Below are 26,012 nucleotides of genomic sequence, written 5' to 3'. Positions count from 1 at the left end.
TCAGGTTCATCGCGAGCAAGCTCGCTCCTACAGGGTGTATTACTTACCGGATTTGATCTTGGTCCAGCTGCGAGTCAGGATCCGCTGGGTCGCGGCCGGCAAGTCGGCAATCGCGTACAACTTGGCCAGCACGTCGGCCGGCGGATAAATGCCCGGGTCGCTGGTGATGTCTTTATCGACCAATGCGGTTGCAGCCGCGTTACCGTTCGGGAAGCGCACGGCGTTGGTGATTTCAGCCATGATTTCCGGCTTCTGCAGGAAGGTCATGAACTTGTAGGCGCCTTCGACGTTTTCGGCATCTTTAGGGATGGCGACCATGTCATAGAAGCTGCCCGCACCTTCTTTCGGGATGTTGTAGCTGACTTTCACCTTGTCACCGGCTTCAGCCGCGCGGGACTTGGCCTGGTAGATGTCACCCGAGTAACCGACGGCTACGCAGATGTTGCCGTTGGCCAGGTCGGAGATGTACTTGGACGAGTGGAAATAGGCGATCGAAGGACGGACCTTCATGATCAGCGCTTCAGCCTTGTCGATGTCTTCTTTCTTCTGGCTGTCGGTTGGCAGGCCCAGGTAGTGCAACGCCACCGGGATCATCTCGGTTGGCGAATCGAGCAAGCTGATACCGCACGACTTCAACTTGGCCGCGTTCTCCGGTTTGAAGATCAGGTCCCACGAATCGGTCGGGGCATCGGCGCCCAGTGCAGCCTTGACCTTCTCGGCGTTGAAGCCGATACCGATCGAACCCCACATGTACGGGAAGGCGTGTTCGTTGCCCGGGTCGCTCACCGATACCGCTTTGAGCAGGTCAGGATTCAGGTTCTTCCAGTTAGGCAGCTTGGACTTGTCCAGCTTCTGGTAAACGCCGGCCTTGATCTGCTTGGCCAGGAAGTTGTTCGACGGCACGACGATGTCGTAACCGGACTTGCCTGCCAGCAACTTGGCTTCCAGGGTTTCGTTACTGTCGAAAACGTCGTACACGACTTTGATGCCGGACTCGGTTTCGAACTTCTTGATGGTGTCCGGAGCGATGTAGTCGGACCAGTTATAGACGTGCAACACCTTGTCGTCCGCCTGAACCGCACCCGCCATTATGCCCATCAGGGACATGGCGAGGAGTGTCTTGCCAGCAAGCTTTTTTCCTAATGCCTTCATGCGTAATGCTCCAAATTTTTTCTTTTTTGAACCACTTTGTTCAGCGGCCGAACCCGGACAACTGGAACCGCGGCTAGTCTGGCAAGATCCGAGGCGGTCTTTCAAGGAAAGGCCATCCTTTGGAACTGCTCTGAGCGAAAGTTTCATACTCCCGCTCAGAGCCTAGCACTTAGCCCTGCAACGCACTCAGGGTCAGGTCCAGACACTTGCGAGCCTTGGTCACCAGCTCATCGATTTCAGCCTTGGTAATCACCAGCGGCGGAGCAATGATCATGGTGTCGCCGACGGCGCGCATGATCAGGCCGTTGTCGAAGCAGAACGTGCGGCAGATCATGCCCACACCCTTGCCTTCGTAACGTTTGCGCGTGGCCTTGTCCTGAACCAGCTCGATGGCCCCCAGCAGACCCACCCCACGAACTTCGCCCACCAGTGGGTGATCGTTCAGTTCCCGCAGACGCTTTTGCAAATAGGGTGCCGTTTCGGCATGAACGCGCTCGATAATTTTTTCTTCGCGCAGGATGCGGATGTTTTCCAGCGCTACCGCAGCCGCGACCGGGTGACCGGAGTAGGTGAAGCCGTGGTTGAAGTCCCCGCCTTCGTTGAGCACTGCCACCACTTCGTCACGCACGATCAGGCCACCCATAGGGATGTAGCCGGACGTCAGGCCTTTGGCGATGGTCATCATGTCGGGCTTGAGGCCGTAGAAATCGGTACCGAACCACTCACCGGTGCGGCCGAAACCACAGATCACTTCGTCCGCCACGAACAGGATGTCGTACTTGGCGAGGATTTCCTTGATGCGCGGCCAGTAGGTCTCTGGCGGAATGATCACGCCGCCGGCACCCTGAATCGGCTCGGCAATAAAGGCACCGACATTGTCCACGCCGATTTCCAGAATCTTCTCTTCCAGCTGGTTGGCCGCCCATACACCGAACTCTTCCGGTGTCATGTCGCCGCCTTCACCGAACCAGTACGGCTGGGCGATGTGGACAATGCCCGGGATCGGCAAGTCGCCCTGTTCGTGCATGTAGGTCATGCCACCCAGGCTCGCGCCGGCCACGGTGGAACCGTGATAACCGTTCTTGCGGCTGATGATGACTTTCTTTTTCGGCTGGCCCTTGATCGCCCAGTAGTGGCGGACCATGCGCAGCATGGTGTCGTTGCCTTCGGAGCCGGAACCGGTGAAGAACACGTGGTTCATGCCTTCCGGCGCGATGTCGGCGATGGCCTTGGCCAGCTCGAGCACCGGTGGGTGCGCGGTCTGGAAGAACAGGTTGTAGTAAGGCAATTCGCGCATTTGCTTGCTGGCGGCATCGGCCAGTTCATCGCGACCGTAGCCGATCGCTACGCACCACAGGCCGGCCATGCCGTCGAGGATCTTGTTGCCTTCGCTGTCCCACAGGTAAACGCCCTTGGCGTTGGTGATGATCCGCGGGCCTTTCTCTTTCAACTGTTTGAAGTCGCTGAACGGAGCCAGGTGGTGATCGTTGCTCAGGGTTTGCCATTCACGGGTTTGCGGATTGTTGCTGGTCATACGAATCTCCTAAAAAATCAGGTGAAAGCGCCGCCCGATAACGGCGGCGCCCGGCGCATCAGACGGCGAAGAGCAGGAACTCCCGCTCCCACGAACTGATCACGCGCTTGAAGTTTTCATGCTCGGCCCGCTTGACCGCGACGTAGCCAGTGATGAATTTCTTGCCCAGGTATTTCTCGATAGTCGCGCTGTTTTCCATGCGTTCCAGCGCGTCTTCGATGGTCAGTGGCAGGCGCAGGTTGCGGCGTTCATAGCCACGCCCTACCACCGGCGCACTCGGGTTCAGGCCTTCGACCATGCCGATGTAACCGCAGAGCAGGCTCGCGGCAATCGCCAGGTACGGGTTGGCGTCGGCGCCCGGCAGGCGGTTTTCCACCCGACGGTTTTGTGGCCCGGCATCCGGAACCCGCAGGCCCACGGTGCGGTTCTCTTCGCCCCATTCCACGTTCACCGGCGCCGACGTATCCGGCAGGAAGCGGCGGAACGAGTTCACGTTGGGCGCGAAGAGCGGCAACAGCTCGGGGATCAGTTTCTGCAAGCCACCAATGTGATGCAGGAACAGCTGGCTCATGGTCCCGTCTTCATTGGAGAAGACATTCTTGCCGGTTTCGATGTCGATGATGCTCTGGTGCAAGTGCATCGCGCTGCCCGGCTCGCCGGTCATGGGCTTGGCCATGAACGTGGCGGCAACGTCGTGCTTGAGCGCGGCTTCGCGCATGGTGCGCTTGAACACCAGGATCTGGTCGGCCAGGGACAAGGCATCGCCGTGACGGAAGTTGATCTCCATCTGCGCCGTGCCGTCCTCGTGGATCAGCGTGTCGAGGTCCAGTTCCTGCAATTCGCACCAGTCGTAGACGTCTTCGAACAGCGGATCGAATTCGTTCGCCGCTTCAATCGAGAACGACTGACGACCGATTTCCGGACGCCCCGAACGACCGATTGGCGGTTGCAGCGGGTAGTCAGGGTCGTCACTGCGCTTGGTCAGGTAAAACTCCATTTCCGGCGCCACAATCGGCTGCCAGCCCTTGTCGGAATAGAGCTTCAGAACCTTTTTAAGCACATTGCGCGGCGACAGTTCGATCGGGTTGCCTTGCTTGTCATAAGTGTCGTGGATCACCTGGGCGGTCGGTTCGATGGCCCATGGCACCAGGAACACTGCATTCGAGTCGGGGCGACAGATCATGTCGATGTCGGCCGGGTCGAGCAGTTCGTAATAGATGTCGTCTTCGACATAGTCGCCGGTCACGGTCTGCAACAGAACGCTCTCGGGCAGGCGCATGCCTTTTTCAGCAATGAACTTGTTGGTCGGCGAAATCTTGCCCCGGGTGATCCCGGTCAAGTCGGCGATCATGCATTCGACTTCTGTGATCTTGTGGTCTTTCAACCAATCGGTGAGCTGGTCGAGGTTGTTACTCATAAATGCCTCTTAGGCTGAGTTTCCTGACTCTTATAAGTCAGGCGTTGTTTGACGCACGGGCGTCGCTTGGTACAGATTGCCACTGCAATTGCCGCGCACAAACACCCACTCGGGTAATGGCGGGAGTCAGCGAGAGAAGAACATTGCGTGCAGAATCATGAGCAGCCGCCGACACGTTGGTCGGGCCGCCAAGGTAAAACGGTTCTATATTGAAAGGACAACCCGTAAAGAGAATGTCGCGCGAACCGTCCAGAATATCGGACGGAGCCAGCCGGTTCGCCGGGGAAAGAAGAGTCGACGGCACACCTTTGGCAACACGGGCCTTGGCGTGGACGTAACGATCGCCACTGATGTGATAAGCAAGCAGACCGATCTGCCTGGAGCAGATGGCGACGCCGATTAACGGCAGGCGAGACATGAAGCACCCCGGTATTATTGCTGTTATGGGTTTGAATCGAGCTTAGCCTTGTTCATTTTTTTACACAACACCCCCGTAAAAAATACAACACGGCCCGCTCAAGCCCGCGGACGGCAAAGCACTCAAAGGCATAAAAACGCCCCAAAGTGCCTCAAAAAAGCCTCACGGGCGCTTTTTTAGGGCAAAAAAGGCCTCGCTTGACTTCGGCATGCCGTTCGGGTTGACTGAAACCCGAAGAGATCAATGATTGATATTTTTAACAACAAAGGTGTTGCATCATGTCGGTACCCCCGCGTGCCGTTCAGCTTAACGAAGCGAACGCGTTCCTTAAGGAACATCCTGAGGTTCTGTACGTTGACCTTCTGATTGCGGATATGAATGGTGTGGTGCGCGGCAAGCGCATTGAACGCACCAGTCTCCACAAGGTTTACGAGAAAGGCATCAACCTGCCGGCCTCCCTATTTGCTCTGGATATCAATGGCTCGACGGTGGAAAGCACCGGCCTGGGCCTGGACATCGGCGATGCTGACCGAATCTGCTATCCAATCCCTGACACCCTGTGCAATGAGCCCTGGCAGAAGCGCCCTACCGCGCAACTGTTGATGACCATGCACGAACTCGAAGGTGACCCTTTCTTTGCCGATCCTCGCGAAGTCCTGCGCCAGGTCGTGACCAAGTTCGACGAGATGGGCCTGACCATCTGCGCCGCCTTTGAACTTGAGTTCTACCTGATCGACCAGGAAAACGTGAACGGTCGTCCGCAACCTCCACGTTCGCCGATTTCCGGCAAACGCCCGCATTCGACCCAGGTCTACCTGATCGACGACCTCGACGAATATGTCGACTGCCTCCAGGACATTCTGGAAGGTGCGAAAGAGCAAGGCATCCCTGCCGACGCGATCGTCAAGGAAAGTGCCCCGGCGCAGTTCGAAGTGAACCTGCACCACGTGGCCGACCCGATCAAGGCCTGCGACTACGCGGTCCTGCTCAAGCGTCTGATCAAGAACATCGCCTACGACCATGAGATGGACACCACCTTCATGGCCAAGCCTTACCCGGGCCAGGCGGGCAACGGTCTGCACGTACACATTTCGATTCTTGATAAAGATGGCAAAAACATTTTTGCCAGCGAGGATCCCGAGCAGAACGCCGCACTGCGTCACGCGATCGGCGGTGTGCTCGAGACCCTGCCGGCGCAGATGGCTTTCCTCTGCCCGAACGTCAACTCCTACCGTCGTTTCGGCGCACAGTTCTACGTGCCGAACTCGCCGTGCTGGGGCCTGGACAACCGCACCGTAGCGATTCGCGTGCCGACCGGTTCTTCCGATGCCGTGCGTATCGAACACCGCGTTGCGGGCGCCGATGCCAACCCGTATCTGCTGATGGCTTCGGTCCTGGCAGGCGTGCACCACGGTCTGACCAACAAGATCGAGCCGGGCGCACCCGTGGAAGGCAACTCCTACGAGCAGAACGAGCAAAGCCTGCCGAACAACCTGCGTGATGCATTGCGCGAGCTGGACGACAGCGAAGTCATGGCCAAGTACATCGATCCGAAATACATCGATATCTTCGTGGCCTGCAAGGAAAGCGAGCTGGAGGAGTTCGAACACTCCATCTCCGACCTTGAGTACAACTGGTATCTGCATACCGTGTAAGCGGTTGCAGCAAAAACAACGCCGCCGGCTGTTAAAAGCCTGCGGCGTTTTTTTATGGCTGAACACAAACCCTGTGGCGAGGGATATGGAACATCTGCCCGCTCTGCGTACAATGCCCGCTGCCCCGCAGGAGACTCCAATGACGCGCACCGCCACCGTTCGCAAACCCCGCGCCCGCAGCCAGGCCCGGATCGATTCGATACTCGATGCCGCCCGCACGTTGCTGGCAGCCGAAGGTGTGGCCAGTCTGTCGATCTACAGCGTCGCCGAACGCGCGGAGATCCCGCCCTCCTCCGTCTACCACTTCTTTGCCAGCGTCCCGGCACTGCTCGAAGCCCTGACGGCCGACGTCCACGCCGCGTTCCGCGCGTGCCTGCAAGCGCCCATCGACCACGACGCCCTCGACGGCTGGCGCGACCTGTCGCGGCTGGTGGAACAACGCATGCTCGAGATCTACGACGAAGACGCCGCCGCCCGACAGCTCATTCTTGCCCAGCACGGCCTGACCGAAGTTACCCAGGCTGACCGTCAGCACGACATCGAACTCGGCGACCTGATGCACAAACTGTTCGATCATCACTTCGAATTGCCGAAGCTGCCGACGGACGTTGATGTGTTTGCGCTGGCGATGGAGTTGGGTGATCGGGTGTATGCGCGCTCGGTGCAACAACACGGACAGATCACGCCACGCATGGCCGAGGAAGGAATGCGGGTGTTTGATGCCTACCTGGGACTGTATTTGCCGCCCTATCTGCCCAAGCGTGTTTTGCCAGGCTGATTTCCTTGCTGGCTTCGCTGGCCCCTTCGCGAGCAAGCCCGCCCCCACATTTGATTCTCAGTGAACACAGCATTTGTGTACGGCGCAGATCAACTGTGGGAGCGGGCTTGCTCGCGATGGCCGCGCCGCCGACCCGGCTGATTCACACGCATAAAAAACCCCGAAGGGCTCACGCCCTTCGGGGTTGTGTGCACTGCACGCGATCACAACTTGGCGATCGACACCTCGGTGGATTTCACAAACGCAATCACTTCGCTGCCGACCACCAGTTCCAGCTCCTTAACCGAACGGGTGGTGATCACCGAAGTGACGATGCCGGAAGCGGTCTGAACGTCGATCTCCGACAGCACGTCGCCCAATACGATTTCCTTGATCGAGCCTTTGAACTGGTTACGAACGTTGATGGCCTTGATAGTCATGATGTTGATTCCTGTCGTTGGATGAGGCTTGAGTTATTGAGCCCAACGCAATTGCGTAGGCAATGGTGAAACAGGTTCCGGTGCCGGCGGTTCGCCGGGCAGCGCGAGGACGCGATTGAGGACTTCGGTTTCCAGCGCCGCCAGCCGATGCGAACCCCGAACCCGAGGACGTGGCAGTTCCACGTGCAGGTCGAGGCCGACTTCGCCCTCTTCGATCAGGATCACCCGATCGGCAATCGCCACCGCTTCGCTGACATCGTGGGTCACCAGCAACACGGTAAAACCGTGCTGCTGCCAGAGCCGCTCGATCAGCTGCTGCATTTCAATTCGGGTCAGGGCATCCAGTGCGCCCAGCGGTTCGTCGAGCAACAGCAAGCGCGGTTGATGGATAAGCGCGCGGGCCAGCGCCACCCGTTGCTTCTGGCCACCCGACAGCGCCGCGGGCCATTCATTGGCGCGGTCTGCCAGGCCGACTGACTCCAGCGCTTCCAAGGCTTGCGGACGCCAGTTGCCCTTGAGCCCGAGGCCGACGTTGTCGATGACCTTTTTCCATGGCAGCAAACGCGCTTCCTGGAACATCAGCCGGGTGTCTTCCCGTGCATCGCTCAGCGGTGCGGAACCGGCGAGCAATTCACCCCCCGTGGGTTTGTCGAGACCGGCGAGCAAGCGCAGCAAGGTACTTTTACCGCAACCGCTGCGCCCCACCACGGCGACGAATTGGCCGGCCGGAATGTGCAGATCGATCTCACGCAGCACCCGCCGCGCCCCGAAGGTTTTTTGCAGCTTGCGCACCACCAGCGGAATCCCGCGCAGCAGGCGTGGAGGTTGTTGAGCCGTCATGCTGCACCTCCCTTGGCAACCTGATACGCCGGATGCCAGCGCAACCACACCCGTTCAAGTCCACGGGCCGCAAGGTCGGCGAGTTTGCCGAGCACCGCGTACATCAGGATCGCCAGCACCACCACATCGGTCTGCAAAAACTCCCGGGCGTTCATCGCCAGATAGCCAATGCCGGAGCTGGCGGAAATGGTTTCCGCCACGATCAGCGTCAACCACATAAAGCCCAGTGCGAAGCGCACGCCGACCAGAATCGAAGGCAACGCCCCCGGCAGGATCACCTGACGGAACAGGCTGAAACCGGACAGGCCATAACTGCGCGCCATCTCCACCAGCGCCGGGTCGACGTTGCGAATGCCGTGGTAAGTGTTGAGGTAGATCGGGAACAAGGTGCCCAACGCCACCAGAAAAATCTTCGCCGACTCGTCGATGCCGAACCACAGGATCACCAGTGGAATCAGCGCCAGGTGCGGCACGTTACGGATCATCTGCACCGAACTGTCGAGCAGGCGTTCACCCCATTTCGACAGGCCGGTGATGAAGCCCAAAGCCAGGCCAATACCACCACCGATGATGAAGCCCAGCGCTGCGCGCCAGCCGCTGATCGCCAGGTGAGTCCAGATTTCACCGCTGCGTACCAGGCTCACGCCGGCTTCGATCACCGCGATCGGCGCCGGCAGAATCCGCGTCGACAACCAGCCCGCCGACACCGAGAACTGCCACACCGCCACCAGCAAAATCGGCAACGCCCAGGGCGCAAGGTTATGGATGATTCTGTTCATGGTGCGCCTCAGCTCTGGGACGCGGCTTTGGGAAGAATGTCGTTGGCGACCATCTCGCCGAACGGACTGACGTAATTCGCACCTTTGGGCAGTTCCGGCCGTTCGATGTCGAGGTGCGGGAACAGCAATTCCGCGACTCGGTAGGACTCTTCGAGATGCGGATAACCAGAGAAGATGAAGGTGTCGATGCCCAGGTCCGCGTATTCCTTCACGCGGGCGGCCACGGTCGGACCATCGCCAACCAGTGCAGTGCCGGCACCGCCACGCACCAGACCGACACCGGCCCACAGGTTTGGGCTGACTTCCAGATTGTCGCGGCTGCCACCATGCAATGCCGCCATGCGTTGCTGGCCGACAGAATCGAAACGCGCCAGGGAAGCCTGGGCGCGAGCGATGGTGTCGTCGTCCAGGTGCGAGATCAGACGGTCTGCCGCGGCCCAGGCTTCAGCATTGGTTTCACGAACGATCACATGCAGGCGAATCCCGAAGCGCACCGTGCGGCCGAGCTTCGCGGCCTTGGCTCGAACCTGTTCGATTTTTTCAGCGACAGCAGCTGGTGGCTCGCCCCAGGTCAGGACCATTTCCACTTGCTCTGCCGCAAGGTCTTGCGCCGCTTCCGAAGAGCCGCCGAAGTACAGCGGCGGACGCGGTTGCTGGATCGGCGGATAGAGCAATTTGGCGCCCTTCACGCTGATGTGCTGACCGTCGTAATCAACGGTTTCGCCTTCCAGCACGCGACGCCAGATGCGGGTGAACTCCACCGAGGCTTGATAGCGTTCTTCGTGCGTCAGGAACAACCCGTCGCCGGCCAATTCTTCAGGATCACCGCCCGTCACCAGGTTGAACAACGCACGACCGCCGGACAGACGATCCAGCGTGGCGGCCTGACGTGCTGCCACCGACGGGGAAATGATCCCGGGGCGCAGGGCGACGAGGAATTTCAGACGCTGGGTCACCGGGATCAGCGACGCTGCCACCAGCCACGAGTCTTCGCACGAACGGCCGGTGGGAATCAGCACCCCGCCGAAGCCCAGGCGATCCGCCGCTTGCGCGACTTGTTGCAGGTAACCGTGGTCGACGGCGCGAGCGCCTTCGGCGGTGCCAAGGTAATGGCCGTCGCCGTGGGTAGGCAGGAACCAGAAGATATTGAGGCTCATGGAGTGGTCTCCTTGGGGAATCGAATTACTGCGCTTTGGCAACGGCTGCCGGTGGCGTCCAGATCACGTCTTTGATGCTCAGCTGTTTCGGAATCAGCTTGAGCTGGAAGAAGCTGTCGGCAATTTTCTGCTGGGCGGCGACCACTTCAGGGGTCAGGAACAGTGCGCCGTAGCCCTGGCGTTTCACCGAGGTCAGGGTGATGTCCGCCGGCAGGCCGAGCAGAGGCGAAACCTGTTTGGTCACGTCTTCCGGGTTGGCCTTGGACCACTCGCCGACGGCGCGCACTTCTTCCACGAGGGTCTTGATCACCTCAGGATTTTTCTGTGCGTAAGGTTTGGTCGCCAGGTAGAACTGGTGGTTGTCGACGATGCCCTGGCCATCGCGCAGGGTGTGCGCTTGCAACTGCTGTTCGGCGGCTGCCTGGTACGGATCCCAGATCACCCAGGCATCGACACTGCCACGTTCGAACGCGGCGCGGGCATCGGCCGGCGGCAGGAAAACGGTCTGGATGTCGGTGTATTTGAGGCCGGCGTCTTCGAGCGCGCGGACCAGCAGGTAGTGAACGTTGGAGCCTTTGTTGAGCACGACTTTCTTGCCCTTGAGGTCCTTCACCGATTTGATCGGCGAGTCCTTCGGCACCAGGATCGCTTCGCTGTGCGGCGCTGGCGGTTCGTAGGCGACGTAGAGCAGATCGGCGCCCGCCGCTTGGGCAAATACCGGAGGCGTTTCACCGGTGACACCGAAATCGATGGAGCCGACGTTCAAACCTTCGAGCAGCTGCGGGCCGCCGGGAAATTCAGTCCATTGCACGTCCACGCCTTGGTCGGCGAGGCGTTTTTCCAGGGTGCCTTTGGCTTTGAGCAGCACCAGCGTGCCGTACTTCTGATAACCGATTCGAAGGGTCTCGGCTTGAGCTTGAGTAATGGCGCCGAAGGACACAGCCGCAGCAAACAGAGCGACCAGACCACGACGCAAAATGACAGTGCGCATAGCGCTCTCCTTTTTGCAGTTGGGTTTTGGCTGCACCTGCTTGGCCGTTGACGGCTGAGTAAGGTGAGTACTTCAGAATTCAGGTGTGGCTTAAATGCTCCAGCGAGCACTCAACAGACGTTCGTTCAACAGGTTCGGATCGAGCGGCTTCGGCCGTCGGGCCATGGCGCTGAAAAACAGCTCCAGGGATTCGTTCAGTCGTTCTTCAAGTTCTGGCGCCAGTTGCGCTTGCGCGCTGCCTTCGCCGTAAGCGATCTGGCTGTCCACAGCGAAAATTCCGTGGAGCATTTCCTGGGCCTTCAACGCCGACAACACCGGCTTGAGCGCGTAATCCACCGCCAGCATGTGAGCGATGCTGCCGCCGGTGGCCATCGGCAAAACCACTTTGTGCGCCAGGGCGCGTTCGGGCAGCAGGTCCAGCACGGTTTTCAGTGCGCCGGAGAACGACGCCTTGTAAACCGGCGTGGCGATCAGCAGGCCATCGGCGTTTTCAATTTGTTGCAGCAGGTCGATCACCTTCGGGCTATCGAATCGCGCGTGCAGCAAGTCTTCAGCCGGGAAGTCCCGCACCTGATAACTCACCACTTCCACACCCTGCTCCTGCAACCAGCGCTGGGAGCGCTCCAACAGCACCCCGGAACGGGAGCGTTGGCTGGGACTGCCACCAAGTGAGACGACCAACATTCAGACGATTCCTTGAGCGGTATTGGCGATTCGCCGTGTGCGATCTCGCTTCGATGGAGAGACCTTAACAGGTGATTTATATATCTTTAAATCATATTTATTCATTTGGTTATGCATTTAAGAGATATGCAAAACCCTTTCTTCCGGGCAAAAAAACAGGCCATGAAAACGGCCTGAAATTCCCCTGCTTTATGGATGCCGTTGGATCTGAATCGTGTGGTGTCTGATAAGCCGTCTTCGCGAGCAAGCCCGCTCCCACATCAGATCGCGGTCAACCTGTGGGAGCGGGCTTGCTCGCGAAGGCGATTTCAGCCACACCCGAAAACTATCGGGTCACTTGTTCGGCTGTGGCGTCAAACGCAGGTAAGGCTTCACCGCGCGATTCAAATTCCCTGCTTTATGGATGCTGTTGGATCTGAATCGTTTGGTGTTTGATATGCCGTCTTCGCGAGCAAGCCCGCTCCCACATTAGATCGCGGTCAACCTGTGGGAGCGGGCTTGCTCGCGAAGGCGATTTCAGCCACACCCGAAAACTATCGGGTCACTTGTTCGGCTGCGGCGTCAAACGCAGGTAAGGCTTCACCGCGCGATTCAAATTCCCTGCTTTATGGATGCTGTTGGATCTGAATCGTGTGGTGTCTGATAGGCCGTCTTCGCGAGCAAGCCCGCTCCCACATCAGATCGCGGTCAACCTTTGGGAGCGGGCTCGCTCGCGAAGGCGATTTCAGCCACACCCGAAAACTATCGGGTCACTTGTTCGGCTGTGGCGTCAAACGCAGGTAAGGCTTCACCACGCGATAACCTTTTGGAAAGCGTTTCTTGATTTCCTCCGGGTCCTGCAGCGACGGCACGATCACTACTTCTTCACCGTCCTTCCAGTTGGCCGGGGTGGCCACCTTGTAGTTGTCGGTGAGTTGCAGCGAGTCGATCACCCGCAGGATTTCATGGAAATTACGGCCAGTGCTCGCCGGGTAGGTGATGGTCAGCCGAACCTTTTTGTTCGGGTCGATCACGAACAGCGAGCGCACGGTCAGGGTGTCGTTGGCGTTGGGGTGGATCAGGTCGTACAGGTCCGAGACCTTGCGGTCAGCGTCGGCCAGGATCGGGAAGTTGACGACGGTGTTCTGGGTTTCGTTGATGTCCTCGATCCACTTGTGGTGCGAGTCCACCGGGTCTACGGACAGCGCGATGGCCTTGACGCCGCGCTGGGTGAATTCGTCCTTGAGCTTGGCGGTGAAGCCCAGCTCGGTGGTGCACACCGGGGTGAAGTCTGCCGGGTGGGAGAACAGCACGCCCCAGCTGTCGCCCAGCCATTCATGGAAACGGATGGTGCCGGCGCTGGAATCCTGCTCGAAATCGGGGGCGATGTCGCCGAGTCTGATGCTCATGGTGGGCTCCTGATGAGTGTGTTGTAGAACTCAACTGTAGCTCGTGTTTGGGATTCTATAAAAAGAATAAATATCGCGATTATTAGATCTTAAAAGAATATTAAAGATCTGTTCACTGGACCTTCAAAGCCATCGCGACGACTATCACTTCCAAGGTTCGAGAAGGCCTTGAGTCGCTGCAAAGGGCGTTCCAGGACGGGATTACGGGGGTGACCCCGCCCTGGAAACGCAAAAGCCCCGCCCGGCGTGATGCCGGGCGGGGCTTTTTTTCAGCGGTTACGCGAGCGCTATTACAACAGCGGGATCGAGTAGCTGACGATCAGGCGGTTTTCGTCCTGGTCGCGTTGACCTGGAACATCGTTACGCCACGAAGCGTTTTTCCACATCAGGCCCAGGTTCTTCAGCGGGCCTTCCGGTACGACGTAACCGATGGTCAGGTCGCGTTCCCACTCGGAACTGTCGGAGCCGTTCTCGCGACCGTTGGAACCGACGGTGTCGATGTTGTCGCCACGCAGATAAACCACACCGGCAGTCAGGCCCGGTACGCCGACTTTGGCGAAGTCATACGAGTAGCGAGCTTGCCAGGTGCGTTCGCCGGCACGGGCGAACTTGGCAATCTGCATGTCGGTAGTGATGTAAGCCGACGAGCCGTCGCCCTGGTTCAACCAAGGGAAATCGCTGTTACCGTTGCTGGCCTGATAGCCGCCGCCGAAGGTGTGACCGGCAACGGTGTACAGGAACAGGCCGCTGTACAGGTTGTTGTCGACCTTGCCTTTACCACTGGCGAAACCAGTGTCATTACCAGTGGTGTAGTAAGCCGAATCGTGACCGTTGGCACCGTCATCGGAGCTGTTGAAGTAACGGAAGTCAGACTTCAACACGCCCGGACCGATTGCCCAGTTGTGCACCAGACCCAGGAAGTGCTGCTTGTAGAAATCTTCCAGATTGCCGTAGTAGTACTGGGCAGTCAGGTCTTTGGTGATTTTGTAATCACCACCACCATAGATGAACTTGTTGCTGTCACGACCGGCTGCGGTGTGAGCGTTGGCACCCGCAATCGACAACTCTTCGTTGTTGCTGGAGTTACGGCCCTTGGCGTGCTCGATCTGACCACCGACCAGTGTCAGGTCCTTGATGTCGTTCGAAGTGATCTGGCCACCCTGGAAGGTTTGCGGCAGCAAACGACCGTCGTTGGTCACGATAACCGGCAGTTTTGGCTGCAGGGTACCCAGCTTCAGTTCGGTCTGGGAGATCTTGGCTTTGGCAGTCAGGCCCAGGCTGGAGAAGTTATCAACCGCTTCACCGTTGGATTTGCTTGGGAAAACGGTGCCGCCGTACGAAGTTGCAGTTGCGCCGTTAGTACCGCCCCCGGAATCCAGACGCACGCCCAGCAGGCCGATAGCGTCGATACCGAAACCGACAGTGCCTTGGGTGTAGCCGGAGGTGAAGCGCAGATCGAAGCCTTGGCCCCATTCTTCGTTTTTGCTCTGAACGCCGGACGCAGTGGCGGCAGCGTGGTCACGGTTATCCGTGTTGATGTAGAAGTTACGCAGCCCCAAGGTAGCCTTGCTGTCTTCGATGAAACCGGCGGCGCTTGCCTGCTGCGCCAAAACCCCTACGGCCACAGCCATGGCCAAGGTGGACTTGTTCATTGTTTCGCTCCTCTCTTTTCTAATTTTTTCGGTCCTGAGTCGAATGCCCTGGATCCTGAAATGTGCGTGTACCGCTGACCGCTATCCGCGCGCCAATCGACCGATGCGTCTAAATCAAGGGTCGACGGCGGCGAATGGGCCGGCATGGTAAACGTAAAAAAATCATCTCATTCTTTTTTCATGCCGTTCTGGAATAAAAAAAAGCATTTTAATTGCTACGGGACACAAGGTATCGGCCCCGGCGGGATGCACTTTAGGGCTTTATTTTAAAAGCTAAAAAGAATAATAAATTACTAAGCAATACCCAATTAGCATATGAAAAAAAACGCAAAAAAAGCCCCGCCAACCGGCGAGGCTTTCTTGCGAAGCTTTTACAGGAAGCTGTAGGTGTAGTTGAAGATCAGACGGGTCTGGTCCTGGGCGTTAATGTTGGGAGTGTCACCACGGTAAGTGCCGTGACGCAGCGTTGTCCCGAATCCTTTCAAGGCGCCCGTTTGAATCACGTAATCCACACGCAGGTCGCGTTCCCACTCGGTCTGGTCTTTACCAATGCCGTTGGCCGCTTTGATGTTCTCGCCGCGCAGATAGGCAGCCGAGGCTTTCAAGCCCGGAACCCCCAGAGAGGCGAAGTCATAAGTGTACTGGCCGAAAGTGGTGTTCTCGCCGGCACGCACGAAGCCGTTGATCATGGCGTCGGTGAACAGGTAGAAGCTCGAGCCGCCAGCGCCTTCATTGCGGCCATTGCCATCGACCACGTTGCCCTGGTTCAGATAAACGAAACCACCGTCATCGCTGACACGCTGGTGACCGACCAGGAAGGCGTTGCCACCCAGGGTGTAGGTGAACATGGCGCTCCAGGTCGTGTTATCAACCTCGCCCGGCGTCTTGGCATAACCACCGTTGTTGTTGAAGCGATAACCCGCATCACCATTCTTGCCGTCGGAACTGCTGTCAAAGTAGCGCAGGTCGGTCTTGAAAGACTGGTTGTTGCTGATCGGGAAGACGTGCACGAGGCCGAAGAAGTTTTGCTTGTAATAGTCTTCCAGATTCGCGTGGTAGTACTGCAGCGTCAGGTCTTTGGTGACCTTCCAGTCAGCACCGGCGTAACGGAACTGGTTGCTTTCTTTCGCATTGCCAATGGTAGAGACAGCCAGGCCGGTGGTGTTGGACGAGGCACGACCCGCTGCATGCTCAAGTTGACCCAGGTTGAACGTAAAGTTGTCGATCTCCTTCGATGTGATGGTGCCACCTTCAAAGGTCTGTGGAAGCAAACGGCTGTCGTTCGCGACCAGAATCGGCATGTTGGGTTGCAGCGCGCCACCCAGATGGGCCTCGGTTTTCGAGATGCGCGCCTTCACGTTACCTGCTACACGGCTCCATGGGTCAGATGCCGAGCCGTCAGTGTCGCTGGGGAAGAATGTGTTGCTGTCCGGGTGATGACCGCGACCGCCGTCCAGATGGATGCCCACCAATGCCTGGGCGTCAAAACCAAAGCCCACCACGCCTTGGGTAAAACCGGACAGGTAATCGAACTTGAAGCCCTGAGCAGTTTCTCGCTGATTGTTGGCAGGAGTAGAAGCACCCTCACGGGCATCGGCGTTGTAATACATCGTGCGAGAACTGACGGATGCCTTGCTGTCTTCGATGAAACCGGCGGCGCCTGCCTGCTGCGCCAAAACCCCTACGGCCACGGCCAAGGCCAAGGTGGACTTGTTCATTGTTAAGCTCCTCTCGTTTCTAATTCTTGTAGTCCTGGCCCCGAGTCAAACGCCCGGGATCCTAGGATTGGCGATTAGCGCCAGACCGTGACCCACAAGTCAATCGTAACTATGTGTGTCTACGACCATGGTCTAACCCCCGCCAATTCGGTCCATGCAGGTTTACGAGCGCGTCATAAACCTAAAAAGAAGTGTTCGTTTCTTTTTCATACCCTTTGGGAATTGGCTCATTGAAAAAACGCTTCATAAGCTAATTCCCAAAAGGTATTTATTTGTATTTTTTTAGATCGATTAGATTTAAAGCATCCGCATTCAATCTCATCGAAGGCAACGCCATGACGACCAAGCGCGCACTATCCAAGTCAATTGTTACAGTTTGTGTATCGGTATTATTTTCTTTTTCTGCCCATGCCGCGAACCTCACCGTGGGTTATCAAACCGGCATAGACCCCAGCAAAGTCCCGCAAGCCGATGGCCTCTACGAGAAAACCATCGGCCAGAAAATCGACTGGCGCCGTTTCAACAGTGGCCCGGAAGTGGTGACGGCGATTGCCTCGGGTGATGTGCAGATCGGCAACCTCGGTTCAAGTCCGCTGGCTGCGGCCGCTTCGCGCAATTTGCCAATCGTCGCGTTCATCGTTTCTGCCCAGATCAACGCTGCTGAAGCCCTGGTGGTGCGCAATGGCAGCGGCATCGATAAACCGGAAGATCTGATCGGCAAGACCTTCGCCACGCCGTTCGTTTCAACCTCTCACTACAGCTTGCTCGGTGCCTTGAAGCACTGGGGCCTGGACGCCTCGAAAGTCAAAGTGGTGAACCTGCAACCGGCGGAAATTGCAGCCGCCTGGAAGCGCGGCGATATTGATGGCGCGTTCGTCTGGTCGCCTGCGCTGGGGGAAATTCGCAAGACAGGCAAGACCTTGACCGACGCCGCCCAAGTCGCCCAATGGGGCGCACCGACCTTCGAAGTCTGGGTTGCGCGCAAGGATTACGCCGAGAAGCATCCGGACGTCGTGGCCAAATTCGCCAAGGTTACCCTGGACTCCTTCGCCGATTACGCCGCGCATAAAGACAGCTGGACCGCTGATTCGGTACCGGTGCAGAAAATCGCCAAACTGACCGGTGCCAATGCCGCCGATGTGCCGGAACTGCTGGCCGGCTCGGCCTTCCCGGACGCCAAGGCACAACAGACCACCGCGCTGCTGGACGGCGGCACGGCGAAGGCGATTGGTGAGACGGCGAAGTTCTTGAAGGAGCAAGGCAAGGTAGAGACGGTGCTGCCGGATTATTCGCCGTATGTCAGCGCGAAGTTCGTCACCGAGTAATTTGGGCGGTTGCTTTGCAACCGATCGCCAGCAAGCCGGCGCCTACAAGGAATCACCTGAATCCTGTAGGAGCCGGCTTGCTGGCGATGGGCGCGACACGGTTACAGGGCTTTTTCGAAGATCTTCGAATTACGCTGATAGTTGTACAGCGACGCCCGCGCCGATGGCAGACGCTCGACGCTGCTCGGCACGAAACCACGCTCACGGAACCAGTGGGCAGTCCGGGTGGTGAGGACGAACAGAGTCTTCAACCCCTGAGCCCGGGCGCGGGTTTCGATCCGCTCAAGCAGCTCATCCCCACGACCACCATGGCGGTACTCCGGGTTCACCGCGAGGCACGCCAGCTCCCCCGCATCCGAATCGGCAATCTGATACAGCGCCGCGCACGCGATGATCATGCCTTCGCGCTCGACCACGCTGAACTGCTCGATCTCGCGCTCCAGCACTTCGCGCGAACGACGCACCAGAATTCCCTGCTCTTCCAGCGGGCTGATCAGGTCCAGCAAACCGCCGACGTCTTCAATCGCGGCCTCGCGCACCACCTCGAATTGCTCCTGCGCCACCAGCGTACCGCCACCGTCACGGGTGAACAGCTCGGTCAGCAGTGCACCGTCTTCGACGTAACTGACGATATGACTGCGCGCCACGCCGCCACGGCAAGCTTCAGCCGCGGCATCCAGCAATTCGCCCTGATAGTTATTGCCCAGACGCTGCAAATGCGCCGGCACTTGCTGCGGACGCAGTTCACGAACCAGACGACCGTTTTCATCGATCAACCCCAGGTCGGCGCCGAACAGCAGCAGTTTATCGGCCCCCAGGTCGATGGCCGCACGGGTCGCCACGTCTTCACACGCGAGGTTGAAAATCTCACCCGTCGGCGAGTAGCCCAACGGCGACAACAGCACGATGGAGCGCTCGTCCAGCAGGCGATTGATGCCTTTGCGGTCAACCCGGCGCACTTCGCCGGTGTGGTGATAGTCGACGCCTTCGAGTACGCCGATCGGCCGTGCGGTCACCAGATTGCCGCTGGCCACCCGCAGGCGCGAGCCCTGCATCGGCGACGAGGCCATGTCCATCGACAGCCGCGCTTCGATGGCAATGCGCAGCTGGCCGACCGCATCGATCACACACTCGAGGGTCGCCGCATCGGTGATGCGCATCCCATGGTGGTAATGCGGGGTCAGGCCGCGCGCGGCCAGGCGGGTTTCGATCTGCGGACGGGAACCGTGAACCAGCACCAGTCGCACGCCGAGGCTGTGCAGCAGCACCAGGTCGTGAACGATGTTGCCGAAGTTCGGATGTTCCACGCCGTCACCGGGCAGCATGACGACGAAGGTGCAATCACGGTGGGCGTTGATGTAAGGCGAAGCGTGACGAAGCCAATTAACGTATTCGGGCATGAACCTGGGCCTGTAATAAATAGCAGCCAAAAAATGGGCGAAGCAGAAAACGCACAGCGGGCTGATGGTTATCGTCGGAACAGGCTTGGCGACACGCGAGCTCTCCTCATGAATACGGGTTTAAACATCGGTTATTTACGTAACCTGTAGGAGCCGGCTTGCTGGCGATCCAGACGCTGCGGTCCATCAGGTGAATCGCGTTATCGTTCATCGCCAGCAAGCCGGCTCCTACACAGGTCACATTTTGGCCGGTGTCAGGCAGTAATGTTCAATCAACTGCCTTAATAGATGCACGGTAGGCTGCAAACGTGACATTTCGAGGTATTCCCCGGGTTGGTGCGCGCAGGCAATGTCGCCCGGGCCCAACACCACTGTTTCGCAACCAAGACGCTGAAGATAAGGCGCTTCGGTGCCAAACGCCACTGCTTCGGCGCGATGACCGGTGAGCTTTTCCGCAATGCGGACCAACTCGGCATCTTCGTCCTGCTCGAAGGGCGGCACTTCGGGGAACAGTGGCGCGTAATCGATCTTTACCTGATGGCGCTCGGCGATCGGGTCGAGCTTCTTCAGAATCTCCGCACGCAGCACCTTGGGGTCCATGCCCGGCAGCGGACGCAGATCGAATTCCAGCGAGCACTGACCGCAGATGCGGTTGGGGTTATCCCCGCCATGGATGCAACCGAAGTTCATGGTCGGCGTCGGTACGCCGAACTGCGGATTACGGTATTCGCGTTGCCACAGCAGACGCAATCCACGCAATTCGCCGATGGCATCGTGCATGGCTTCGAGGGCGCTATGACCGAGGCGCGGGTCCGAGGAGTGGCCGCTCTGACCGAGGATGTCGATGCGTTCCATCATGATGCCTTTGTGCATGCGGATCGGCTTCAACCCGGTCGGCTCGCCGATCACCGCCGCCCGACCCAATGGACGTCCTGCTTCGGCCAAGGCACGAGCCCCGGACATCGAACTTTCTTCATCGCAGGTGGCAAGAATCAGCAACGGCTGCTTGAACGGCCGGTCGAGCAAGGGCAGGACGGCTTCGATGGCCAGGGCGAAAAAACCTTTCATGTCGCAACTGCCCAAACCGACCCAGCGGCCATCGACCTCGGTCAGCTTCAGCGGATCGGTCTGCCACAACGCGCCATCGAACGGCACAGTATCGCTATGCCCCGCCAGCACCAGGCCACCGGGGCCGGAACCAAAACTGGCCAGCAGATTGAATTTTCCGGGGCTGACCTGCTGGATATCGCAGGCAAACCCCAGGTCGCCGAGCCACGTCGCCAGCAAATCAATCACCGGACGGTTGGATTGATCGAGGCTGGCCTGGGTACAACTGACCGACGGCGCGGCAATCAGCGCAGCGAACTGATCTTTCATGGACGGCAAAGACATCGCTGACTCCAACTCGCGAATTGAAGTCCATCATAGAACCATCCGGCGACAGGAATAAACCGTCGCGGCGCGGAGTGTCGGCCAGTCCTGTACACTGCACGACCTTGGCAGCCACACATTCCCCCGGCTGCGCTCCCGATCCTGGATTTTCCGGCCATGCAGAAAGAAACCGAAATCAAACTCCGCGTCAGCCGCGAAACCCTCGCCGCCCTGCGCGAGCACCCGCTACTGAAAAAACGCAACAAAAGTGGCTGGGAACGCCGTGAACTGATGAACCAGTACTTCGACACGCCTGAGCGTGACCTGGCCCGCGCCAAGGTTGCCCTGCGCCTGCGCCGCGATGGCGAAGAAGTGATCCAGACGCTCAAGACCCGTGGCCAGAGCGTTGCCGGTTTGTCCGAGCGTAACGAATACGACTGGAACCTGCCCAAAGCCAAGCTCGACGTGAAGAAACTCGACGGCGAATGCTGGCCTGAAGAGTTGGCCGAGCTGGACAAGAAAACCCTCAAGCCGATTTTCACCACCGACTTCGTGCGTGAACGCGCCGAAATCGCCTGGGGCCGTGGCAAGACCAAAGTGGTGATCGAAGCCGCGCTGGACCTGGGCCACGTTGTCGTCGGCAAACAGAAAGAAGAAATCTGCGAACTAGAGCTGGAGCTTCGCGAAGGCGAACCGGCCGCGCTGCTGGAACTGGCCGCCGAACTGGCTGCAACCCTGGCCCTGATGCCCTGTGACATCAGCAAGGCCGAGCGCGGTTATCGTTTGTATGACGCCAACAGCTACTCGCTGAGCCTGGCGGCGCCGCAAATCACTGCCGAAACACCGCTGGACGACGCGTTCGCCGCGCTGAGCTGGCACTTGCTGAGCAGCAGCCAGCGCCTGGCCGAGCAATATCGCTTCAATGGCCATTGGCGCCTGTTGCAGGACTGGGTCGAAAACCTCGCTGAATTGCGCGCGTTGCTGAGCAGCCTGGGCCAGGCCGCCCCGCGTCAGTCGACACACGACCTGCGCCTCGCGCTGGATGCGTTGCTCGAAGACTGGCGCCCACTGGTGCAAGCCGGTCAGGACGACGAAGACGTGCGTAAAGCCGCGCCGGAGCAGTTCCTCGAAGAACTCGAAGACCCGCGCTGGGGCCAGTTCTCGCTGAACACTTCGCGCTGGTTGCTGGCCCGCACCTGGGCGGCCGATCGCAATGTTCGCGGCAATCGCCAGGGCGCTGCGCAGTTGGGCAGCTGGTTGCCACGCCTGTTGGGTGAAGAAGCCACATCACTGCAATTGCAGCGTTACCAGCAGCAGCCGGAAGATCTGGCCGAGCAACTGCCGCGCATCGAGCGCATCCAGTCTTGGCTGCACCACGCCCGCCACGTGCTGGAGATCCCGGAAATGGATCGCCTGTACGGCGAGTTGAAGCAGCTTGCTCTGTTAGCGAACGAGCCGATCACCGATGAGTCGCTGGATGCACGCAAGCAGCAGGCGATTGCGGTTTATCAGAATCGTGCCTGGAAGATGTTGCTGCGCATGTAATACCGCTTTCGCGAGCACGCCCGCTCCCACATTTGACTTCGTCGTACACAGAGATTGTGTTCACTGAAAATCAAATGTGGGAGCGGGCTTGCTCGCGAAGAGGCCCGCACACTCACCACGAAACCCTAGACCGGCAAACTGGTGGTCGACTTGATCTCCGACAACGCCACAATCGAGTTCACCTCCTGAATCCCCGGCACCATCGACAGCTTCTCGAAGAAAAACCGCTCATACGCCTCGATGTCCGCTGTCACAATCCGCAGCAAGAAATCCACCGACCCCATCAGCACATAACACTCCAGCACCTCGGGAAAGCCGCGAATCGCCTCGGTGAATTCGGTGAAGTTCGAGCGTCCATGGGCGTTGAGTTTGACCTCGGCAAAAATCTGCGTGTTAAGCCCGATCTTCTTCCGGTCCAGCAGCGTCACCTGCCCACGAATGATCCCCTCCTCCTTCATCCGCTGAATCCGCCGCCAGCAGGGCGATTGCGAAAGCCCCACCTGTTCGGCGATCTGTGCGCTGGAGAGCGAAGCGTCCTCTTGCAGCAACGCGAGAATCTTGCGGTCGTAGCCATCCAGCTCGCTTTGCATAAAAAAACCTGTAATTGATATTTTGTTGAATTACACGATTCGATAGATCGCCAATAACCCCCATCATAGATAAGAAATACCCGGCATCGAATGTAAAAATTCCTCCACTGATTTTGGAGACCGATCATGCCGCATCTCGAAGCCGTGAACACCCCGCCCACCCGAGCCGATGTCTGGAACGTCAGCAATGTCCACTGCGGCGTCCACTATCAACTGCTGGCCGAGGCCGAACCGGATCTGCTGTGCCGTGCGCTCAACCTGTTCGCGTTGCAATGCCTGACGCCGCAACAGGTCAACGTGCAGCGCATGGACGATTTGCTGTCGATCGACATCGTTATCGACGGGCTGAGCTGGCACCGTGCGCAAGTGATTGCGGAAAAATTACGTAACCTGATCAGCGTCTGTTCGGTTGAACTGCAAGCGGCTGATTCTGCGTGGGTTGACGCGACTCAGGCGACAGGCTGAAAAAAGCCGATACGGCTTCGTCGGGTAGTGGCCCAACGGTCAGCGGGTCCACGACTATCCTTTGCGAACTGTTGTTCACGAGGAGCCCGCATGTCCGTTCAACTTGCCATTCAGGACCGCTGGCTGGATCTCAATGATTTGCTGCGCGAACTGGTCGCCCAGGGCTTTATCAGCCAGGACTCGGCCGAGCACGCGCTCAACGCCCGCCGTCGTCACGCCACCCATGGCCAGATGCACCCGCTGGAGTTCATCGCCAGCCAGCAGCTGGACGATCTCAGTCGTCCCGGTAAACACCTTGACCTGGAAAGCCTGACCCTGTGGCTGTCGCAGCAGGCCGGCCAGCCCTACTTGCGCATCGATCCGCTGAAAATCAACGTCGCGGCCATTACGCCGCTGATGTCCTACGCCTTCGCCCAGCGCCACAAGATTCTCGCGGTGTCCATTGATCGCGACGCGGTGACCGTGGCCAGCGCCCAGCCTTACGTCAAAGGCTGGGAAGCCGACCTGACCCACGTTCTGAAGCTGCCCATCAAGCGCGTGGTGGCCAACCCGATAGACATTCAGCGCTTCAGCGTGGAGTTTTTCCGTCTGGCCAAATCGGTCAGCGGCGCGACCAACAACGATCAACAGACCAGCACCCTGGGCAACTTCGAACAACTGCTCAACCTCGGCGCCAGCGACCAGGAGCCGGACGCCAACGACGCGCACATCGTCAACATCGTCGACTGGTTGTTCCAATACGCCTTCCAGCAGCGCGCCAGCGATATCCACATAGAACCCCGTCGCGAGCAAGGCACGGTGCGCTTTCGCATCGACGGTGTGTTGCACAACGTCTATCAATTCCCGCCGCAAGTGACCATGGCCATCGTCAGTCGCCTGAAGAGCCTGGGACGGATGAATGTCGCGGAAAAACGCAAACCCCAGGATGGCCGGGTGAAAACCAAAACCCCGGACGGTGGCGAAGTCGAGCTGCGACTGTCGACGTTGCCAACGGCGTTTGGCGAAAAAATGGTCATGCGGATCTTCGACCCGGAAGTGCTGCTCAAGAACTTCGATCAGCTGGGCTTTTCCGCCGATGATTTGCGCCGCTGGCAGGACATGACGACTCAGCCCAACGGCATCATTCTGGTGACCGGGCCGACCGGTTCGGGCAAGACCACCACGCTCTACACCACCCTGAAAAAACTGGCGACGCCGGAGGTCAACCTCTGCACCATCGAAGACCCGATCGAGATGGTCGAGCCAGCGTTCAACCAGATGCAGGTCCAGCACAACATCGACCTGACCTTCGCCGCCGGTGTGCGCGCACTGATGCGACAAGACCCGGACATCATCATGATCGGCGAGATCCGTGATCTCGAAACCGCTGAAATGGCAATCCAGGCCGCGCTCACCGGTCACCTGGTGCTCTCGACGTTGCACACCAACGACGCGCCCAGCGCCATCAGCCGCCTGCTGGAACTCGGCGTGCCGCATTACCTGATCAAGGCGACGGTGCTTGGCGTCATGGCGCAGCGACTGGTCCGTACGTTGTGCCCGCACTGCAAGGCACCACTGACACTGAGTGAAGAAGACTGGCAAACCCTGACCAAACCCTGGCAGGCACCGCTACCGGGCAACGCCCAGCGCGCCATCGGTTGCCTGGAATGCCGCGACACCGGTTATCGCGGCCGCGCCGGGGTCTACGAAATCATGCAACTGACGGATGGCCTCAAAGCACTGATCAACCCCGACACCGATCTGCTGGCGATCCGGCGTCAGGCGTTCAAGGAAGGCATGCGCAGCCTGCGACTGTCGGGCGCGCAGAAAGTCGCCGCGGGGCTGACGACGATCGAGGAGGTGCTGCGGGTGACACCGCAGAGTGAGCAGAAGTAGCTACGCGGCGCGGTGTATTTATCGATGTGAGGCCCAACCACCCAGCCGCACGAAACGTGCGATCCGCGCAGCAGCGCAATTTACACACTCCGGTAAACGGTGAAGCCAACCACCAGGAGACACGCCAGCCCCAATGCACCAAAACGCCAAGGCTGGCGCAACATCCGCCGACGCCAGCCGGGAATGCATAGCCCAATCAACAACGTGGGGAGGCCAATGAACATAAGGAGCAAAATGTTCATTACGGTGACGTAAAGCAGTGCGTCAATAGACAAGGGAAGCATCCGTGCATCGAAAACAATCAGCCATGGTGCCAAACAAAACCTGCTGGCTCCAACGTGTTCAGCAAGTCACCGGCAAGGGACAGTTGTGCGAGCGACAGGGCTGACGATCCATCCGGGAACTCCATTGGGTAATTGGCAATCAAAGCCCACGTAGTTAACCCAGTGGAGTCACCCATCATGCGTTTCAAACTTGCTGTCGCTACCATCGCCGTGTTGTCCCTTCCAGTCGGTTCGGCGATGGCCGACAGCTTTTGGCGTAACGTCATCTCGTCCGGTGCAACCACCGGTTCGACTTACCTGACGTTCAAGGATCACAAGCTGATCATTGCCGCACAGGACGATGCCGGCAGCTTTGTTGCCAGTGACGGCGGCATCCGCGGCCCGTATCTGGAAGCCGCGATGCAAAAGGTCCGCGCCGACAATCCTGGCCTGCAGGCCACGGACATGGAGCTGGCGAATGCGATCCTGGCGAAGAATGCCGTCGCTTCCGAGTAAGCTTTTCAGCTGAACAAAAATGCCGCTCATATGAGCGGCATTTTTTTGTGAACCCGATTTAATGCGGGAGCGGGCTTGCT

General features: G+C 58.7%; 23 protein-coding genes. 7 read left to right on the top strand and 16 right to left on the bottom strand.

The genetic code is table 11. The features are described from left to right. Positions 1–39: 39 nt before the first annotated feature. From FBY04_RS21320 to FBY04_RS21305, 4 genes are all read right to left on the bottom strand, one after another. Positions 40–1,152, bottom strand: a complete 1,113-nt coding sequence (locus tag FBY04_RS21320; protein WP_084320354.1) for a polyamine ABC transporter substrate-binding protein — start codon at positions 1,150–1,152, stop codon at positions 40–42. A 169-nt stretch (positions 1,153–1,321) separates the two neighbouring features. Continuing rightward, the gene (locus FBY04_RS21315) at positions 1,322–2,686 is read right to left on the bottom strand and encodes an aspartate aminotransferase family protein (RefSeq protein ID WP_084320353.1); all 1,365 of its coding nucleotides are present in this window, start codon (positions 2,684–2,686) and stop codon (positions 1,322–1,324) included. Positions 2,687–2,744: 58 nt separating this feature from the next. Beyond that, positions 2,745–4,103: a glutamine synthetase family protein gene (locus tag FBY04_RS21310; RefSeq protein ID WP_084320351.1), complete on the bottom strand. Its 1,359-nt coding sequence runs from the start codon at positions 4,101–4,103 to the stop codon at positions 2,745–2,747. A gap of 37 nt (positions 4,104–4,140) precedes the next feature. Next, positions 4,141–4,521, bottom strand: a complete 381-nt coding sequence (locus tag FBY04_RS21305) for a gamma-glutamyl-gamma-aminobutyrate hydrolase family protein (protein ID WP_145316726.1) — start codon at positions 4,519–4,521, stop codon at positions 4,141–4,143. A 278-nt stretch (positions 4,522–4,799) separates the two neighbouring features. On the opposite strand from FBY04_RS21305, the gene FBY04_RS21300 reads away from it, so the two are divergent. Continuing rightward, positions 4,800–6,176, top strand: coding sequence for a glutamine synthetase family protein (locus FBY04_RS21300; protein WP_017341358.1), 1,377 nt, complete (start codon positions 4,800–4,802; stop codon positions 6,174–6,176). Positions 6,177–6,315: 139 nt separating this feature from the next. Next, on the top strand, positions 6,316–6,954 hold the full coding sequence (locus tag FBY04_RS21295; RefSeq protein ID WP_084320347.1) for a TetR/AcrR family transcriptional regulator: 639 nt from the start codon (positions 6,316–6,318) through the stop codon (positions 6,952–6,954). 203 nt (positions 6,955–7,157) lie between these two features. Here the strand turns inward: FBY04_RS21295 and FBY04_RS21290 are convergent, their stop codons facing one another. From FBY04_RS21290 to FBY04_RS21250, 9 genes are all read right to left on the bottom strand, one after another. Beyond that, on the bottom strand, positions 7,158–7,373 hold the full coding sequence (locus FBY04_RS21290) for a molybdopterin-binding protein (protein ID WP_003229256.1): 216 nt from the start codon (positions 7,371–7,373) through the stop codon (positions 7,158–7,160). Positions 7,374–7,406: 33 nt separating this feature from the next. After that, positions 7,407–8,213, bottom strand: coding sequence for an aliphatic sulfonates ABC transporter ATP-binding protein (ssuB, locus tag FBY04_RS21285; protein WP_084320345.1), 807 nt, complete (start codon positions 8,211–8,213; stop codon positions 7,407–7,409). Next, on the bottom strand, positions 8,210–8,992 hold the full coding sequence (ssuC, locus tag FBY04_RS21280) for an aliphatic sulfonate ABC transporter permease SsuC (protein ID WP_145316724.1): 783 nt from the start codon (positions 8,990–8,992) through the stop codon (positions 8,210–8,212). Before ssuC ends, ssuB begins: the two co-directional genes overlap by 4 nt. Positions 8,993–9,000: 8 nt before the next feature. Further along, positions 9,001–10,149 (bottom strand): FMNH2-dependent alkanesulfonate monooxygenase, encoded by a 1,149-nt coding sequence (gene ssuD / locus FBY04_RS21275; protein ID WP_145316722.1) that lies wholly within the window; start codon positions 10,147–10,149, stop codon positions 9,001–9,003. 25 nt (positions 10,150–10,174) lie between these two features. After that, a complete protein-coding gene (locus tag FBY04_RS21270; protein WP_084320341.1) occupies positions 10,175–11,140 on the bottom strand; it encodes a sulfonate ABC transporter substrate-binding protein in 966 nt (321 codons plus the stop codon). 90 nt (positions 11,141–11,230) lie between these two features. Further along, on the bottom strand, positions 11,231–11,824 hold the full coding sequence (ssuE, locus tag FBY04_RS21265; protein ID WP_084320340.1) for an NADPH-dependent FMN reductase: 594 nt from the start codon (positions 11,822–11,824) through the stop codon (positions 11,231–11,233). A gap of 749 nt (positions 11,825–12,573) precedes the next feature. Next, the gene (locus FBY04_RS21260) at positions 12,574–13,212 is read right to left on the bottom strand and encodes a peroxiredoxin (protein WP_145316720.1); all 639 of its coding nucleotides are present in this window, start codon (positions 13,210–13,212) and stop codon (positions 12,574–12,576) included. Between the two features lie 290 nt (positions 13,213–13,502). After that, on the bottom strand, positions 13,503–14,864 hold the full coding sequence (locus FBY04_RS21255) for an OprD family porin (protein ID WP_145316718.1): 1,362 nt from the start codon (positions 14,862–14,864) through the stop codon (positions 13,503–13,505). A gap of 371 nt (positions 14,865–15,235) precedes the next feature. Beyond that, on the bottom strand, positions 15,236–16,582 hold the full coding sequence (locus FBY04_RS21250; RefSeq protein WP_145316716.1) for an OprD family porin: 1,347 nt from the start codon (positions 16,580–16,582) through the stop codon (positions 15,236–15,238). Positions 16,583–16,917: 335 nt separating this feature from the next. On the opposite strand from FBY04_RS21250, the gene tauA reads away from it, so the two are divergent. After that, positions 16,918–17,907 carry a taurine ABC transporter substrate-binding protein gene (gene tauA, locus FBY04_RS21245; RefSeq protein WP_145316714.1) on the top strand — a complete coding sequence of 330 codons (990 nt, stop codon included), beginning with the start codon at positions 16,918–16,920 and terminating at the stop codon, positions 17,905–17,907. A gap of 101 nt (positions 17,908–18,008) precedes the next feature. On the opposite strand, the gene argA is transcribed toward tauA, so the two are convergent. Together argA and argE are read right to left on the bottom strand one after the other, a co-directional pair. Beyond that, the gene (gene argA / locus FBY04_RS21240; RefSeq protein ID WP_017341369.1) at positions 18,009–19,307 is read right to left on the bottom strand and encodes an amino-acid N-acetyltransferase; all 1,299 of its coding nucleotides are present in this window, start codon (positions 19,305–19,307) and stop codon (positions 18,009–18,011) included. A 237-nt stretch (positions 19,308–19,544) separates the two neighbouring features. Continuing rightward, positions 19,545–20,699, bottom strand: a complete 1,155-nt coding sequence (argE, locus tag FBY04_RS21235) for an acetylornithine deacetylase (protein WP_084320334.1) — start codon at positions 20,697–20,699, stop codon at positions 19,545–19,547. A 156-nt stretch (positions 20,700–20,855) separates the two neighbouring features. Here argE and FBY04_RS21230 point away from each other — a divergent pair, with 156 nt between their 5' ends. Beyond that, the gene (locus FBY04_RS21230) at positions 20,856–22,223 is read left to right on the top strand and encodes an inorganic triphosphatase (protein ID WP_084320333.1); all 1,368 of its coding nucleotides are present in this window, start codon (positions 20,856–20,858) and stop codon (positions 22,221–22,223) included. Between the two features lie 125 nt (positions 22,224–22,348). On the opposite strand, the gene FBY04_RS21225 is transcribed toward FBY04_RS21230, so the two are convergent. Continuing rightward, the gene (locus FBY04_RS21225; protein ID WP_008024235.1) at positions 22,349–22,813 is read right to left on the bottom strand and encodes an Lrp/AsnC family transcriptional regulator; all 465 of its coding nucleotides are present in this window, start codon (positions 22,811–22,813) and stop codon (positions 22,349–22,351) included. 126 nt (positions 22,814–22,939) lie between these two features. Between FBY04_RS21225 and FBY04_RS21220 the strand changes: the two genes are divergently transcribed. From FBY04_RS21220 to FBY04_RS21210, 3 genes are all read left to right on the top strand, one after another. Continuing rightward, positions 22,940–23,278 carry a hypothetical protein gene (locus FBY04_RS21220; protein WP_145316713.1) on the top strand — a complete coding sequence of 113 codons (339 nt, stop codon included), beginning with the start codon at positions 22,940–22,942 and terminating at the stop codon, positions 23,276–23,278. A 90-nt stretch (positions 23,279–23,368) separates the two neighbouring features. Beyond that, positions 23,369–25,153 (top strand): GspE/PulE family protein, encoded by a 1,785-nt coding sequence (locus FBY04_RS21215; RefSeq protein WP_145316711.1) that lies wholly within the window; start codon positions 23,369–23,371, stop codon positions 25,151–25,153. A 461-nt stretch (positions 25,154–25,614) separates the two neighbouring features. Next, the gene (locus tag FBY04_RS21210) at positions 25,615–25,932 is read left to right on the top strand and encodes a DUF2388 domain-containing protein (RefSeq protein ID WP_017341376.1); all 318 of its coding nucleotides are present in this window, start codon (positions 25,615–25,617) and stop codon (positions 25,930–25,932) included. Positions 25,933–26,012: the final 80 nt, after the last annotated feature.

Origin of the sequence: Pseudomonas sp. SJZ080 (assembly GCF_007828295.1) — a bacterium.
GTDB lineage: Bacteria > Pseudomonadota > Gammaproteobacteria > Pseudomonadales > Pseudomonadaceae > Aquipseudomonas > Aquipseudomonas migulae_A.
Note: the sequence above shows the minus strand (reverse complement) of the source record. Positions and strands in the feature narration are given on the sequence as shown.